This is a genomic window from Motilimonas pumila (genome assembly GCF_003596335.1).
In the GTDB taxonomy this organism is placed as follows: domain Bacteria; phylum Pseudomonadota; class Gammaproteobacteria; order Enterobacterales; family CBDFNC01; genus Motilimonas; species Motilimonas pumila.
On sequence record NZ_QZCH01000001.1, the window covers coordinates 1 to 14,320 of the forward strand.

Sequence of the window (14,320 nt, forward strand, 5' to 3'; positions counted from 1 at the left end):
TGAACTTCAGGCAGGCGAAAGGGAAAGAAATCGAGCTGACATATCGCTATTACATCAGCTCCGCAGCTCTTGATGAGGTGTCACTGGCTCGCGCCGTTCGGGCTCACTGGGGTCTGCACTGGGTATTAGATGTCAGCATGAACGAAGACAAGTGCCAAATTTATCAAAATCACGCTGCAGAGAACTGGGCGATGTTGCGCCAATTATCACTTAATATGCTAAGAGCGGAGCCCTCAAAGGGAAGTATCCCCGCCAAACAAAAGCGAGCATGGATGAAAACAAGCTTCCTCGAAGGCGTGTTACATGCGGGATTGAGTCAGCTGATTGAAATATGAGCATTCATGCGGTTGCCCTGCCAATTGGAAGCAATACAACCATGCATTGAAGCAGCGAGGTTCGTTGACCTTTTGGATGGACGAGCAAGCCATAGCAAAGTGGAACAACACTGAGCGTAGCGGCCGCCGAGGACGAAGCCAGGCCTACAGTGACACCGCTATCGCAACCTCGCTGATGATTAAAGGCGTGTTCAAACTACTGTTCCGCGCTCTTGAAGGCTCTCTCAATTCATTGTTTCGTCTTCTGAAAGTTGATTTAAAGTCCCCCGACTACACCTGCATCAGCAAACGAGCGAAGACAGTTGAGTTTAATTACCGCTTACCTAGCCATGGCCAAGCAGCGCATCTTGTGATTGATGCCACAGGGTAAAGCAATAAAATATACGCTCGGCTAATGGCCAAAGCTCAGCGACTATATCGATGATGGTCACTTCTCTATCGACAATAACCATGCTGAACGCGAAGTAAAACCGCTGGTAATTAAAAGGCTCTTCTCGACCAAACCTAACGGGGCTGAAGCGAGCGCGATGCTTTACAGCATCGCCGAGACCGCGAAAGCCAATGGGCTCATCCTCTACGGCTACGTGGTCAAGTGCATGCCAGATTAGCGAAGTCTTAGCCCAATATCGATACACTCCTGCCATGGAGCTTCAAACACTAACAATATCACCCCGTGGGTTTATGGGACGCATACTAAGAGTCGTTGTGTACGTTTTGATACATCAAAAAAATATCCGATGATTCTAAGAATCATCGGATATTTTAGTTTTCCAGCTACCGCATTATCGGTAGCAGCTTAAAACAACCGTGACAGCATGATTATTGATCTTGCTTAACAGCCAGACGCATCAAGGGAACGCCATACGCCACATGGATTGTTTAGGCTTGGCTCGTTACCTTTAGTCCACCATTGGTTTGTCCAAGTATTCCCCTTCCAAATAACAATGTTACCTTTTCTACTATAAGTAGTGGCCTTATCCCACATAGGGTAAGTAGGTGCTGAGTCAGGAGTCTGTGTTAAAGTGACATTTGTTACCGCTTCTGATTGTCCATCACTAACTTTAAGTTCAAACACATAAACAGTATCTTGGGTAACTGCTTGCAGTTGAGCACTGGTATTTGCACTTTGGCTACTACTAAATGTCGCTAAAGGTTGTAAGGGTGAAACCTGACGCCACTGATAAGTGAGTAAATCACCATCGAAATCAGATGATTCTTCACCAGATAAATCAACACTGCCTGCGCCTGTCAAGGTAGCGGTGCTAATGCTTGCTATCGCTACCGGTGGCTGATTAATAATTTCGTCACTTAGCAGTTTAATACTTGCGGCGTGTAAGTCAGGGTGAGTACCAATAAATTGAGAGTTCGCAATATTAGGGTCAAGATCCGTTACTTTATAGGTTGCTGGAGAAGTGACAACATAACCAGTATCGGTCAATAAAGTACGCATAGCTTGTGGTGAGAGAACGCCTTTACCGTGTGCAATTGCAATCCCCTGTAAACTGGCTGCAGTGGCAGCAACAATTGGGTTTGCTGAAGAGGTACCGTTGAAGTGATGGGTATATAATGATTCATTATCATTATTCCCTCCAGCCGTTGTGGTTACTGATTTGCCCCAGGAGAATGAATCAATCCGTGAACCATAATTGCTAAAACTTGCTACATTGCCATAAGGGTCTGATGCCGCAACCATAATTGCACCCGAATCACGCTTGCTACGATCAAACTTTCCGGCAAAAAAAGCATGGTCTAGGTTTTCAAAGCCATTACCAGCGGCCTGAATAACATGAATGCCGTGCTCTTTAGTGGCATAACGGATAGCATCAACGACAGCATCACTCCAATCTGCCGGCACCAAACAGCTTGGGTCACAATGTTGGCCTAGTGCTGCCGAAAGTCTATATTGCACCCCCAACTGAATGACGCTGCCTGGTTTAAGCTGTTGTGCTACTTTTATAAGGTTCTGACCGTGTGCGTACTTTGCCCAACCTTGCCTTGCCTGATTCGCTATCCCTGTTACCCCATAACCATTATCGAAAGCCGTCATGACACCCACACTCTGAGTATCGTGATCAGGTGAGCTCGCAGACATATAAGAGGTATCACCAATCACAAGGAATGGGTAAGGCAAGTCATCGTGGTTAAAATGATAAGCTCCCATTTCAATACTGACAATATCAACCTCCTGTCCTTTACCTCCTGGCAGGGTCCAAGCATATTTAGCGTCCATGCCTCCCATCAAGGTACCGAGGTTATTACCATTTTTACCGTTTAAGTGATATTGAGCAAAGGTAAAGTCATCAACCGAAGCACGTTGAAGGTTGTTTGCTTGGCTATTAAGCTCAGCGGTAATAGAAGCACTTTCAACAGGGGGCTCAATGTAGGCAGTATCAACCTCAGGGTTGTTCTTAAGCTCTGAAAGAATTTGTTTTACTTTTTCTTTATCGGTTGAGTCAACTTCAACAATAAAATACTTATCCAGGTTATATTCGTTGTTTGTTGAGCGACTTAATATACTTGGCTTCGAAAACTCTGGAAAAAGGGGCTCGGCATCTGGCCTGACTGCTACTGAATTAAGTAAGCTTCTTGACTGGGGGCTAGCACTTTTTAATCGATAAATAATATTGACAGGGTTACCTTGGAAAAGGTCTAAATCAACATTGTCAATATATTCTTTTTGAGGGGTAGCATAGGTGTTTATACTGGTTAACAAACAAGTTGCGAATAACAACTTCAAACGTCCATTCACATTAATTTCCTTTGAGAATAAATATAAGGCATTATTTTTAAATAAGAAACAGTAAAGAAACTCACTGTTGAAAAGCGGTCATAGCTCGCTTAGCCACAACCTGGCAAAGACGGTAGTTGTAAAGACTAAAATTGTCCACCGCTATTTGATTTTATTTTTATCTCACAACGATTGACAATTGTGGAGCGTTCGATTTTGCGTTTTAATCTGCCCTTTTTAGACGTTAGGTTTCAGCTAGCCGTTGTCATGGTGTCGGGTACGAGATCAAAAAACACCAAAAATATTTGAAAAAATACAAGTCGGGGTAACACGATGACTGACAAAGCTATCATCAATGATGTATTTATGGCGCCACAAAAGCCCTCTTTTATACAGAAGAGATTGGAAGTGTAGGCCATAATTAGCCTATGGGTGGTATGATCACTGGCACAATGACCTACCTTCACCTTGGCTTAACAAACACTTTTTTGACTGATTGGGCTGTGAATTTTTTAACCGCATTGGTAACTGTTATTCCATTAGGTTTAACGATGATGGTGCTACTAACTAAAAGGGCAAAAAGCTACTACCCAATGACGAGACGCGTTTGTCATTAGTAGTTATGCCGCTGCTCATGGAAACATGCATGGCCTTTACGAGCGCCTATCACAATATTGGGATAGAGAACCACACCGAGTTTATCAGCGCCTGGGGCGATGGAGCGCTGAGTGCGCTTCCTGTGGTACTAGCACTTATGATTACGGTATCAATGGCGATTAAACCAAAGGTTGAAAAATTCCTTAATTAAAAATTAAATCAGGGCCCTACCGCATATTAGACAAGGGTAATGAATATGAATTCGACAATTCGCAAAGAGAAGCATTACAAAATCACCATTGAAGAAGTCGGTATAGAGAAACCGAAAACACTTGAGCTCAGCTACCAAGACCGTGAAGACCTGTTCAAGGCTGTAGATAACTTAAAAAAAGGAAGTGGCTTAACGCCAGAAACCGCAACTCAGGTAGCAGTCGCGTTGCGCTTGTTAGGGCCCGTGATGATTAAAGATCGCAAGCACCCATTGTTTGTGGCTTTTATGCCGCACTTTAAAAACTTTATGCAACACCTAAAAAGTACCGTGAAACAAGCAGTGAGTGGCGCGTAATCAGTCAGTGAAATGGATGTTGGAGAATTCACTTCTCAAACGCTTTAAGGCTTATTGTGTGGTGGAAAGTATTAACGCTAAAGATATTGCTGGTTTGTCATGCCATGTAGGCTTGAGTTCAATCGTGAGTATCGCAGCAAGCAGCCAGCGGTAATGCTTTGCGCCTTGCTTACTCTTGTTCGGTGGGTTGCTGGTGAGTCAACAGTGAAAGCACTTTACTTAACAGCCTGGTACGCTTCTTGGAGCCTGTCACCATTGCACTTATGGCAAGCATGCCGCTTCTACTGATACTCGGGCTTTACCCCTCGTTTAAAGATTGCATTTGCTGCCTGATAAAGGCGATAAATGCTTTGTCTTTCGCGGCTTGTAACTGACGCTCTGGGTACACCATGTAAAAGCCTACTGGCGCGGGCCAATACTCTTGCAAAAGAGGAATAAGTGGCGAAAGCCCTGTGGCTTGTAGCTGAGGGGGAGATTGTCCGTACGAAGCTGTCTGGTAGAACGCGAGGTTAGCTAAAAAAGCACAACCTAAACCTTGCATGGCTGCTTGGTAAGCCAGGTGCGAGTCTTCAAACTTCATCGCCGCAGAAGGGTAATACGCTCGGTCCTTACCGGCTTGTTGTAATAGCCAAGGCAATACTTTGGTGTCAGCAGTCAAGTTAATACAAGGCCAATCGTTTAGTTCATCTGGCGTTGAAATAACCTTGCCTTGTAATAGCTCTGCGCTGGCGTAAACCCCATATTGCAAATCTACCAGTTTTAAAGCCACTAAATTGGAATCCACTAAGGGGCCTTGGCGAAAAGCAAAATCAAACTTGTCTTGGTGTAAGTCCACCAGCCTGTTACTGCTAACGAGATCGATATCTACATCGGGATAAGCTTGGCGAAAGGCCATTAACCATTGCCCTAAAGGCCAATGAATAAAGCCTTGTGGCGCACTGATGCGAATTAAGCCTTGTGGCTTAACATGTTGACTCACGCTGATATGACCAATCGTTTCTTTGATGCCAATCAACTGCTCAGCTTGCTGCAACACCATGGTTCCCGCTTGCGTTAATTTAACGTGCCGCGTGTTTCGTAGCAGCAACTTTACCGCTAGCGCTTGTTCCAAGTTTTGTACCAACCGGCTAACGCTTGAGCTTGGCATTTGTAACTGACGCGCAGCTTCAGCAAAACTGCCCCACTTCGCCACATGCGCAAATACGTAAGCGGCATTTAAGTCTAACTTCATCTCACACTCTCCGTTAACACCCTGCATTTGCTCCTTATAGCCTAACCAAAACGGTAACAAGCGCCCTATTAACCCAAATATGGGATAGTTAATGCAATATTAACCTATTATCATCGCGAAAGTATCTCGATAACCTGTGTTTACATCAGCCAATGTAGGGAATGAGACATGAAAACAATCGCCGTGATAGGTGCCAGTGGCATGCTGGGGCAACCTGTAGTAAACGCGTTATTACAAGCCAACTTTAATGTGGTAGCCATTGCCAGCAATTTAACCAAGCTTAAAGCAGTCATGCCAAGCGCCGTGATTTGTCGTCAAGCAGACGTAAGAGATCTAACCCAAACTCAGCAAGCGCTGAAAGGCTGCGATGGCGTGCACATTAGTCTCGCCGCATTCAGCCCAGCTCAAAGCCTCGCCATTCAAGAGCAAGGCTGTCGCAATATAGTGACTGCGGCAAAGCAGCAAAAGCTGTCTCGCATCACTTATTTGTCGGGCACTACGTCATTTGCCAACAACGCTTGGCACTATGACACTCAAGGCAAGTTAGCGGCTGAACAAGCCATTAAACAAAGCGGCTTAGACTACCTCATTTACTGTCCCAGCTGGTTTATGGAAACCTTGCCACAGTTTGTGCAAAACCGCCGAGCAACCATTTTTGGCCCAGCAGACCGTCCCATTAAATGGCTGTGTGCGAACGACTACGCCGATATTGTTTGTCGCAGTTATCAGCAATCTAAACTATTAAACACACGGTTATACCTGCACGGACCCCAAGCGCACACCATGGCAAGCGCCATTAAACGTTATAGCCAAGCGCAGCAACCTGAAATTGCCGTTTCACGGCTGCCATTTTGGGCCGGCAAAGGGCTGGCTTGGCTGAGCCGAGATGAAAAACTTAAAGATGCGATGGCGCTACTGGCTTATTACCAACAAGTACAAGAAGCAGGCGATCCAGAGATCAGTAATCAAGCATTTGGCGCGCCTCGCACAGAGCTTGATCAATGGCTCGCAGCACAAGCATAAACTGACATAAAAAAACCGGTCGAATAAGACCGGTTATAAAGTAATGGCGCGTTCAGTTATGCCGCGTTATACCTTGCTGCAAGCGGCTCGGTATAACAGAGGTATTATTCTGCTACTTGCGCGTTGTGGTAAACGTCTTGCACGTCGTCACAATCGTTGAGCATGTCCATGAACTTTTGGAATACTGGCACATCATCGCCCGATACTGGCGCTTCTGTTTGTGGCACAAAAGTGATCTCTTCTACGTCTAACACGATGTCAGGAAATTCATCTGCCAACGCTGTTTTTACTTTAAAGAACTCGGTGTGCGGTGCAAAAACGGTGATCACACCCTCTTCATTTTCAATGTCCGTCACGTCTACGTCAGCCATCATTAAGGCTTCTAACACGGCTTCGTCGTCTTCACCTTTAAATGCAAAAATAGCGAGGTGATCAAACATATGCGCCGCGGAGCCTTGCGCGCCTAACTTGGCGTTGTTCTTAATAAAAGCCTGACGTACTTCGGCGTAGGTACGGTTAGTATTGTCAGTTAGGCAGTCAACTATCACCATACAACCGCCTGGGCCAAAACCTTCATAACGGGCGTGAGCATAATCTTCGCCACCGGCACCACTGGCTTTTTCAATTGCACGTTCAATCACGTGTGTTGGTACTTGGTCTTTTTTGGCTTTTTCAATTAATCGCTTAAGAGACAAGTTAGTGTCAGGATCAGGGCCGCCATTTTTCGCTATCACGTAGATCTCTTTACCGTATTTAGAGTAAATCTTGGTCTTCATGCCCGCTGTTTTGGCCATGGATTCCTTGCGGTTTTGATACGCTCTTCCCATCTTAAGTCTCTCTTGAAATTTCAATGTCTAAAAAAATTGCCTGATTTTACCCGCAAAGCAGGGTCATTGGCTAGCCTTGAAGCAACTATGGCGCCGCTTCCTTGACCCACCTCATTGGTTTTGCGCTTTGGTTGCGGTTTATTGCCATTTCCGGTGCAGGAGCAAAAGCAGCGAGGCCGGCCTTAACAAGTAAAATTCACGCTATTCTCACCGACGCGCTATCGTGGCCGTGCTATGCTGGCGGCCATTAAGAATTACCCTTTCATTTATATCATGGCTTTTAATCATTACCTTATACCTGCCATTGTGGGCATTGCCTGTGGCACAGGCAGCTATTTTATCGCCCAGTACAGCGCCCCGGTTTACCAAGCTCAATTGGCTGACGGTGCACTTTACCAAGGCGATATGGAAAATAACCTATTACACGGCTTTGGCCGTTTAAACTGGCCCAATGGCAATCAATTTACGGGTGAGTTTGTGGCCGGCGTGATGCAAGGTTATGGCGAGTATCACGGCATTGATGGCGAACAGTATCAAGGTATGTTTGATCAAGGTATCCGCCATGGATCCGGCGAATTAACACGCCAAGACTACCATTTTTCGGGTTTGTTTGAGCACGGCCAACCTCGCCGTGGCGAAGTCACTGCGAAAGATTTTAGCTACCAAGGTGAAATTCAAAATAATCAGCTAAACGGTGAAGGTCGCCTTACCTTAACCGGCGGCGAACGCTACAGTGGCCAATTTAAAGACGACCAATACCATGGCCAAGGTCGCCTAGAGTTACCCACTGGCGGTGTATATATTGGCGAGTTTAAGTTGGGGCAATTTGACGGCGTAGGCACCTACACTGATCGCGAATACAAATACATAGGTCAATTTCAACAAGGCCAGCTCACCGGCCAAGGCTTATTTAGTGGCCCCAACGGCGAGCGCTACAAAGGGCAATTTGATAATTGGCTTTATCAAGGCGAAGGCGAATTACGCAGCGCCAATGGCAACGTATTTACGGGGGCGTTTGATCAAGGCTATAAACATGGCCCAGGAGAGCTGCGCTTTAAAGATGAACAAGGCCAATGGCAAACACGCCAAGGTACTTGGCAGTATGACGAAGCCACTGATGGCGACATCATGGCAGGCTTTGATATCGCCCAAGCGGCCGAGTTATCACTTTATCAGCAAGCCAGTTTACTCAAGGCGCAAACCGCGCAAATAAAAGCCAGTGATGCCGACGCTACCAATGTCTACTTTTTAGGCATTGCGGGTGATGGCAGCCAAGCAGTTTTTCGTCGTGAAGTGCAATATGTTAGCCAATTAATGGCAGATAAGTTTCCTCACCTTAAAGCTAACCTAACCTTAATGAATAGTCGTGATACCTACGACAGCGTGCCGTTAGCCACCCACACAAGCGTTAAACTGGCGCTTGAAGCGATTGCCGAAAAAATGGATAAAGACAAAGATGTTTTATTTTTATTCGCCACCAGCCATGGCTCACAAGACCACGTATTTTATATCAATCAGCCCGGCTTTAACTTACCCGGTGTCTCTGCTGAGCAGCTCGCTAATACACTGAATGAGCTCGAGCTTAAGAAAAAGATACTGGTAGTCTCGGCGTGCTACTCGGGTGGCTTTATACCAGCATTAGACGATGGTAACAGCGTGATTATTACCGCAGCAAGCGCTGACAATACCTCGTTCGGCTGCGCTGATGAAAATGACTTCACCTATTTTGGGCGCGCCTTTTTTGAACAAAGCTATAGCCAAGGGCTCGATTTACAGTCAGCATTTGAGCAAGCAACACAATTGGTCAGCGAATGGGAACAAGCAGAAGATTTCACCCCTTCTAATCCGCAAATGCATATGCCTGTGACCAGCTTAACTTGGTTAAAAGAGTGGCAGCAGGAAAGTGAAACCGACACCACTTTTGATGATAAATCCCAGCCAGAGCTAGAAAAGGCCGCGCAGCAATAAACCGACAAAATACCTACGCCAACACAGTTATGTGTCGGCGTTTAACGCGTTATTTAGCGGCTTGAATTTGGCTTTTGTTCTCTATGCTGGCAATCAACATGTAAATGCTGGTTGCTAATAGCATTATGAACAAGTACGCAAACAAACCATGAGGTTGGTTAATAAAATAACCTGCCAGCGCTGGCCCGGCGACCGAGCCTACGCCGTAAGCAAACAACATCACTTGCGCGACGGATACCATGTACTTTTCATCCAACTGCTGACAGCCCAAGCTAATGGCGATGGGATACAGAGCAAACGTTGCCATCCCCAACCCTACTAGCGCAACGGCTAGTATAAACACGTCTTGGGTCAACAAGGTTAAACCAATCGAAAACACACCAAGCAAGCTAAACATCAGCATTAATATAATGCGTTTAAATTTTTTGCTCATTACCGTGACTAAAGGCTGCACCGCCATGCCACCTAATATGACCAAAGCCATCAATACTGCAATGTTGTCATGGGCGATATTGCGAGAGCTCAGCTCCACGGGCATCAAACCGTAAATAGCGCCTAAAGTCAGGCCGGAAATAATACAGCCGATAATGGCAGCATGATTTAGCTTAGACATTTGCTTTAATGTTAAGCTGGCATCCTCTTCGGTTGACGGCTGCTCACTTTTCACAAAGGTTAAGACCAAAACGGCCACGCTCAATAAACTGGCGATAACGATAAATGGCAACAAACCTTCTACCCCAAAAATGGCGATGCCAAATTGGCCAAATGCCGAACCACCGTATAGGGCAATCATGTAAAAGCTTAATCGCTTGGCACGGTTGGCTTCATCCCCCGCCATTAACCAAGACTCAACAGTGACAAACACGCCAGCCACCGCAAGTCCAGCCACAAAACGTGCTAACAGCCAAGCAAGTTGCGACGGCAATAAAGGTAAACACATCACGGTGGCAACAAAAGTCAACAAACACACAATGAATGCACGGCGATGCCCTAACAACGAAACGACCCCTTCAGCAAACACCGCACCAATCAATAGTCCAGCGTAAAACGCACTGGCTAACCAGCTTGCCGTTGCTTCAGAAATACCGTATTGCGCCAACATCAAAGGAATAATGCTCATCAGGTAACCGGATGAGATAGCGTACAAAGTTAATGCAATCACAGGCACTAAAATGCGAGGAGTTGGCAATACAGTCAGTTCTTTTTCCACCGTCGGTGAGCCTCCAAAATAAGGGAAAACACAGGATTTTCGCCACTATGAGACTTGCCACTCCGGCAGTACAACAAATAAAATCTATCGCCTAGATAGATATTTTAAAACATTGATAAATATACCTTAAATTGATTTAACTAATGAAATCATCGGTCATTATAGGTACAAACCCCTAGCCAAAAAATGGCGAATTGAAACAGCGAAAAACGCTGCTAACTAACGTGAAACAGGAAGGCTAAACAAGCTTAACGAAATTAAAGTGCAGTATTGCTACTCGACGACAGAAATCGAAAACAGGGATACAAACTAAAACCCTGGGAAGGTTGAATATACGGCCAACAAATGGCCACTAATGGGCTACAGCTTTGGATAAGGCTTTGGGCGTCGCTCACCTCAATTGCGTACGCTGACAGCAAGTTACTCTCTCGCTAAGTTAAAGCGGCAGCGAGAGGCTGCCGCTGTAACTGTTTCACCTTAGGTAACGATTATTTACGCATTTGCTCGCGTACCCATTGGCCAGCAGGCTTGAGGCTGGCTTCAGTCCAAGGACCGTCATTGCGGCAAGTGCTTTGCTGCCATACTGCACCACTGCGAAAATCGTCTGAGTAATTCCAATTTACCCAGCTAATTTGCTTCGCATTGAGTATATCTAAATAGGCTTGAGCACTGACAAAATCATTTTCGCCGTCGCCGGTGTAAGTTTGAGTGCCAAACTCAGTGACAAATAAGGGTAAAAGCTCGCTCGCAGCACTCAACTGCTGACGGTAATAAGCATCGTGACTGGCAGCGTAAAAATGGAAGGTATACATGATATTGTCAAACGGCACGGGATTATTGACGATGTCTTGATAACTGGCGCCATCAGACACCCCTAAACTTGCCCAACCGTGAGTGCCAACTAAAATCACCGCATCGTTATCAATGGCGCGGATCACTGGGATAATTTTGCTGGCATACGATTGAATGCTGTCCCAACTTACTTTATTTGGCTCATTCGCAATGTCATAAATGATGTTATTTCTGTCTTTATTGGCGCTGGCAATATCAGTGAAAAATTGCTTGGCATTGTCTAAGTTATAGTTAGGATCTCCAGGGTTAAGTTGATGCCAGTCAACCAAGGCGTACATACCACGCTCAGACGCTTCTGCAATAAGCCGGTTTACCTGCGCGGTATAACCTTGTGGGTCGGTTTCATAACCGCCCTCTTGTACATATAAAGAGATACGCAGTACATCGGCTTGCCAATCTTGGGCTAACGCATCTAAAGATTTTTCGGTTAAACAGTTATTCCAACCATACCACTGTAAGCCATGGCTGCTCATCCCTTGTAGCTGCACAGGTTGCTGTTGCTCATTACACAGTTTGGTACCACACACCGCCAACTGACCATGAGTGGCTACCGGTGTTTGTTCAGAGCCGGTGCCATCACCCGTACCATTTCCATCGCCGCTACCGGAACCATCGCCTGTACCGGAGCCATCACCCGTCCCAGAGCCATTACTGCAACTGCCTAAGTGGCTCCATACTTGCCATGGGCCAGAGTTCGCAGCAGGATCTGCTCCTTTTGTCCACCAATTCGATTGATACCTTTGCCCTTGATGGTCAATGATCGTGCCGCTGCCGTATGCTTGTGTGGCTTGCCAGTCCTGCGTGGCGTTACACAATGGTGCATCGGGAGTGCCCGTGCCGCCGTTATCTGTGCCTGTACCGCCGTTATCTGTGCCTGTACCGCCGCTGTCCGTACCCGTACCGCCGTTATCTGTACCTGTACCGCCGCTGTCCGTACCCGTGCCGCCGTTATCCGTACCCGTGCCACCGTTATCTGTACCTGTACCGCCGCTATCCGTGCCGGTATCGGTTCCTGCATCACAAACACCAAGGTCTTGCCAAGCACCACTGGCAGCCCAACCTACACCTGGCTCATAAGGACCATCAAGGGCGCACCACCCCGGTACTGAACATTGGAATTTGCTGTTATTGTGAATAACTTGCTGGCCTTGGCTGTAATCGCCTTTACCTTGATAAGGTAATAAACCTGAACAGTCAGCGGCCAAACTGGATTGACTAAATGCCAGGGAAAGCCCCAGCGCGATAAGCGTTTTATTCATATTTTCTATCCTTGAATTGAATCCTTCATCTGCTCACTTAATAAGCAGAACGTTAATATTACAGTCAAAAATGTGTAAAAAAGGCTGAGAATAGGCAATATGAGATCAGCGACAAGATTAAGCATCGAAATCAGTGAATTAATTGGTTTAAAATTCCGTTAAAGCGATAAACTGAGTGCAAGCTAATGATATTAAAGGAGCAGTAATGAAGTATTGTCTTGGAGTTGTGTTATTTCTCACCGCCATGACCCTGCAAGCAGGCGGCTATTACAAGCAAATGGATGATGGCTACGATCCCCACAGTGGTTTTTACTTTTTGCCTCAACTCAATAAGCCGAGCAATAACGGTATTTTCTCTAGCTCGGGAGATCGCAGAGTCGATAACATTGCGATATTTGATCCGGCTACCGAACAACATCGGTTGTTATTTAAACCTGATCGCGCTTGGAACATAACTGTTTTTACCTTTGAGATGGCTTTATCTGAGAATCAGCAGGTCGAATTTTTTGGCCGAAGCTACCGCATGCTCAATAATCAGGTCGAAAAAGAAAGAGAAATAAAAGACAAGTTACTTATCGTAACGGAAGATCAGGACAGCGAACAGCTCACCTTATGGTTCGCCAACAAGCAAGGGCAAGATCTCAAAGCCATTTATACCTTTCATCGTGACACCCGTTGGCATATCGACGTTAAAAATAGCAAAATCCGATTTATTACTCGTCAACCAGAGTTAGGCTTTCACAGTATTAATTGGTGAGCCTTGGGAATAACAATGGCCGTGATACCGAGCCATTAATGACTCGGTATCAACAGCGCTTAAGCAACCAGCTCTTCGATTGCTTGCATAACAGCTGCACGCTTTTGTTTATTCGCCACATCAGAGTGAGGCTCGGCAAAACGACCTATGTCATTATCGAAATAGCGGCCCGTTGCACTGGCAAACTCATCTTCTGTGGCCGCGCGGGCTAAAATAGTGGCGCCAATACTGATATCGCCACCGGCTACGCCGTAAGCTTGTTTAACCATTTTACTGCCCAGCATTGAAGCAGGATTTACCGCTATCATCACAGGCGAGCCAGGCTGTAAAGAGAGCTCATAATTCCACATCGTAATGGCTAATTTACTTTGCGCGTATGCCAAACCATCGTTGAGTGCTTGTTTACCTTGCAGTGCACTAATACTCACTTCAGCTTGCGCCGCAGAAGAAAGGTTGACCACCCTGCCGCTTGAGCCCAGTAGTGACATCAAGGCGTTGGTTAAGATGTAAGGAGCCAAAGTGTTTACCGCAAAGCGAATATCTAAGCCCGCTTCAGTGCGCGATTGCGGGGTATTAAATACGCCAGCATTGTTAATCAAACAATCCAGCTCAGTCAGCTCCTGCGCTAAGCTATTAGCCCATTGCTTTACCGCAACCAGATCAGATAAATCAGCCACATAAGTGACAATTTCATGCTGTGATTTAGCTGCTAACTTTTGTTTTACTTGCGCCAATTTGGCTTCATTACGACCATGTAGCATCACTTTATGGCCTAATTCCAACAACATTTCAGCGGCGGCTAAACCAATACCGTCAGTTGCTCCTGTGATAAGAATTGTTTTTGACATAAGTCCTCATGTATAAACGAAATTGTCTGTACTGGATGAATGGCCACGGCCAGGCTCTTTAATGCTTTGACTAAAGGCCCAGTACTTAATTGTGGGAAGCCTCTGTTGCCGTAAAAAAGG

General features: G+C 45.9%; 13 protein-coding genes and 2 pseudogenes. 9 read left to right on the forward strand and 6 right to left on the reverse strand.

Annotated features, from left to right (window positions below; all coding sequences use genetic code 11):
- The 3 genes and pseudogenes from D1Z90_RS00005 to D1Z90_RS00015 all read left to right on the forward strand — a co-directional run.
- A partial coding sequence (locus D1Z90_RS00005; RefSeq protein ID WP_119908711.1) for an ISAs1 family transposase occupies window positions 1-335 on the forward strand: 335 nt, incomplete at its 5' end.
- Window positions 325-702, forward strand: a pseudogene (locus D1Z90_RS22180) (transposase); the annotation flags it as partial. The gene D1Z90_RS00005 and the pseudogene D1Z90_RS22180, both read left to right, overlap by 11 nt.
- Window positions 695-954 (forward strand): annotated as a pseudogene (locus tag D1Z90_RS00015) (IS66 family transposase); the annotation flags it as partial. The pseudogenes D1Z90_RS22180 and D1Z90_RS00015, both read left to right, overlap by 8 nt.
- 213 nt (window positions 955-1,167) lie before the next feature.
- Here D1Z90_RS00015 and D1Z90_RS00020 read toward each other — a convergent pair.
- Window positions 1,168-3,084, reverse strand: coding sequence for a S8 family peptidase (locus tag D1Z90_RS00020; protein WP_119908713.1), 1,917 nt, complete (start codon window positions 3,082-3,084; stop codon window positions 1,168-1,170).
- 416 nt (window positions 3,085-3,500) lie between these two features.
- On the opposite strand from D1Z90_RS00020, the gene D1Z90_RS22055 reads away from it, so the two are divergent.
- The 3 genes from D1Z90_RS22055 to D1Z90_RS00035 are packed head-to-tail and all read left to right on the forward strand — an operon-like array spanning window position 3,501 to window position 4,225.
- Entirely contained in the window at window positions 3,501-3,680 is a 180-nt protein-coding gene (locus D1Z90_RS22055; RefSeq protein WP_369122267.1) for a DUF2798 domain-containing protein, read from the forward strand.
- Window positions 3,681-3,685: 5 nt separating this feature from the next.
- Entirely contained in the window at window positions 3,686-3,871 is a 186-nt protein-coding gene (locus D1Z90_RS00030; protein ID WP_119908715.1) for a DUF2798 domain-containing protein, read from the forward strand.
- A gap of 45 nt (window positions 3,872-3,916) precedes the next feature.
- Window positions 3,917-4,225, forward strand: a complete 309-nt coding sequence (locus tag D1Z90_RS00035; protein ID WP_119908716.1) for a DUF3861 domain-containing protein — start codon at window positions 3,917-3,919, stop codon at window positions 4,223-4,225.
- A 298-nt stretch (window positions 4,226-4,523) separates the two neighbouring features.
- On the opposite strand, the gene D1Z90_RS00040 is transcribed toward D1Z90_RS00035, so the two are convergent.
- Window positions 4,524-5,456, reverse strand: a complete 933-nt coding sequence (locus D1Z90_RS00040) for a LysR family transcriptional regulator (RefSeq protein ID WP_158587015.1) — start codon at window positions 5,454-5,456, stop codon at window positions 4,524-4,526.
- A 168-nt stretch (window positions 5,457-5,624) separates the two neighbouring features.
- Between D1Z90_RS00040 and D1Z90_RS00045 the strand changes: the two genes are divergently transcribed.
- Window positions 5,625-6,479, forward strand: a complete 855-nt coding sequence (locus D1Z90_RS00045; RefSeq protein WP_119908718.1) for an SDR family oxidoreductase — start codon at window positions 5,625-5,627, stop codon at window positions 6,477-6,479.
- A 104-nt stretch (window positions 6,480-6,583) separates the two neighbouring features.
- Here the strand turns inward: D1Z90_RS00045 and D1Z90_RS00050 are convergent, their stop codons facing one another.
- Entirely contained in the window at window positions 6,584-7,306 is a 723-nt protein-coding gene (locus D1Z90_RS00050) for a YebC/PmpR family DNA-binding transcriptional regulator (protein WP_119908719.1), read from the reverse strand.
- Between the two features lie 234 nt (window positions 7,307-7,540).
- Between D1Z90_RS00050 and D1Z90_RS00055 the strand changes: the two genes are divergently transcribed.
- Complete coding sequence (locus D1Z90_RS00055) at window positions 7,541-9,274, forward strand: C13 family peptidase (RefSeq protein WP_119908720.1); 1,734 nt, start codon at window positions 7,541-7,543, stop codon at window positions 9,272-9,274.
- Between the two features lie 49 nt (window positions 9,275-9,323).
- Here the strand turns inward: D1Z90_RS00055 and D1Z90_RS00060 are convergent, their stop codons facing one another.
- Together D1Z90_RS00060 and D1Z90_RS00065 are read right to left on the reverse strand one after the other, a co-directional pair.
- Entirely contained in the window at window positions 9,324-10,484 is a 1,161-nt protein-coding gene (locus D1Z90_RS00060; RefSeq protein WP_232525169.1) for an MFS transporter, read from the reverse strand.
- A 488-nt stretch (window positions 10,485-10,972) separates the two neighbouring features.
- A complete protein-coding gene (locus D1Z90_RS00065; RefSeq protein ID WP_198419008.1) occupies window positions 10,973-12,595 on the reverse strand; it encodes a cellulase family glycosylhydrolase in 1,623 nt (540 codons plus the stop codon).
- A gap of 205 nt (window positions 12,596-12,800) precedes the next feature.
- Here D1Z90_RS00065 and D1Z90_RS00075 point away from each other — a divergent pair, with 205 nt between their 5' ends.
- The gene (locus tag D1Z90_RS00075) at window positions 12,801-13,352 is read left to right on the forward strand and encodes a hypothetical protein (protein WP_119908723.1); all 552 of its coding nucleotides are present in this window, start codon (window positions 12,801-12,803) and stop codon (window positions 13,350-13,352) included.
- 59 nt (window positions 13,353-13,411) lie between these two features.
- Here D1Z90_RS00075 and D1Z90_RS00080 read toward each other — a convergent pair whose 3' ends face one another.
- Window positions 13,412-14,200 carry an SDR family NAD(P)-dependent oxidoreductase gene (locus D1Z90_RS00080; RefSeq protein ID WP_119908724.1) on the reverse strand — a complete coding sequence of 263 codons (789 nt, stop codon included), beginning with the start codon at window positions 14,198-14,200 and terminating at the stop codon, window positions 13,412-13,414.
- Window positions 14,201-14,320 lie beyond the last annotated feature (120 nt).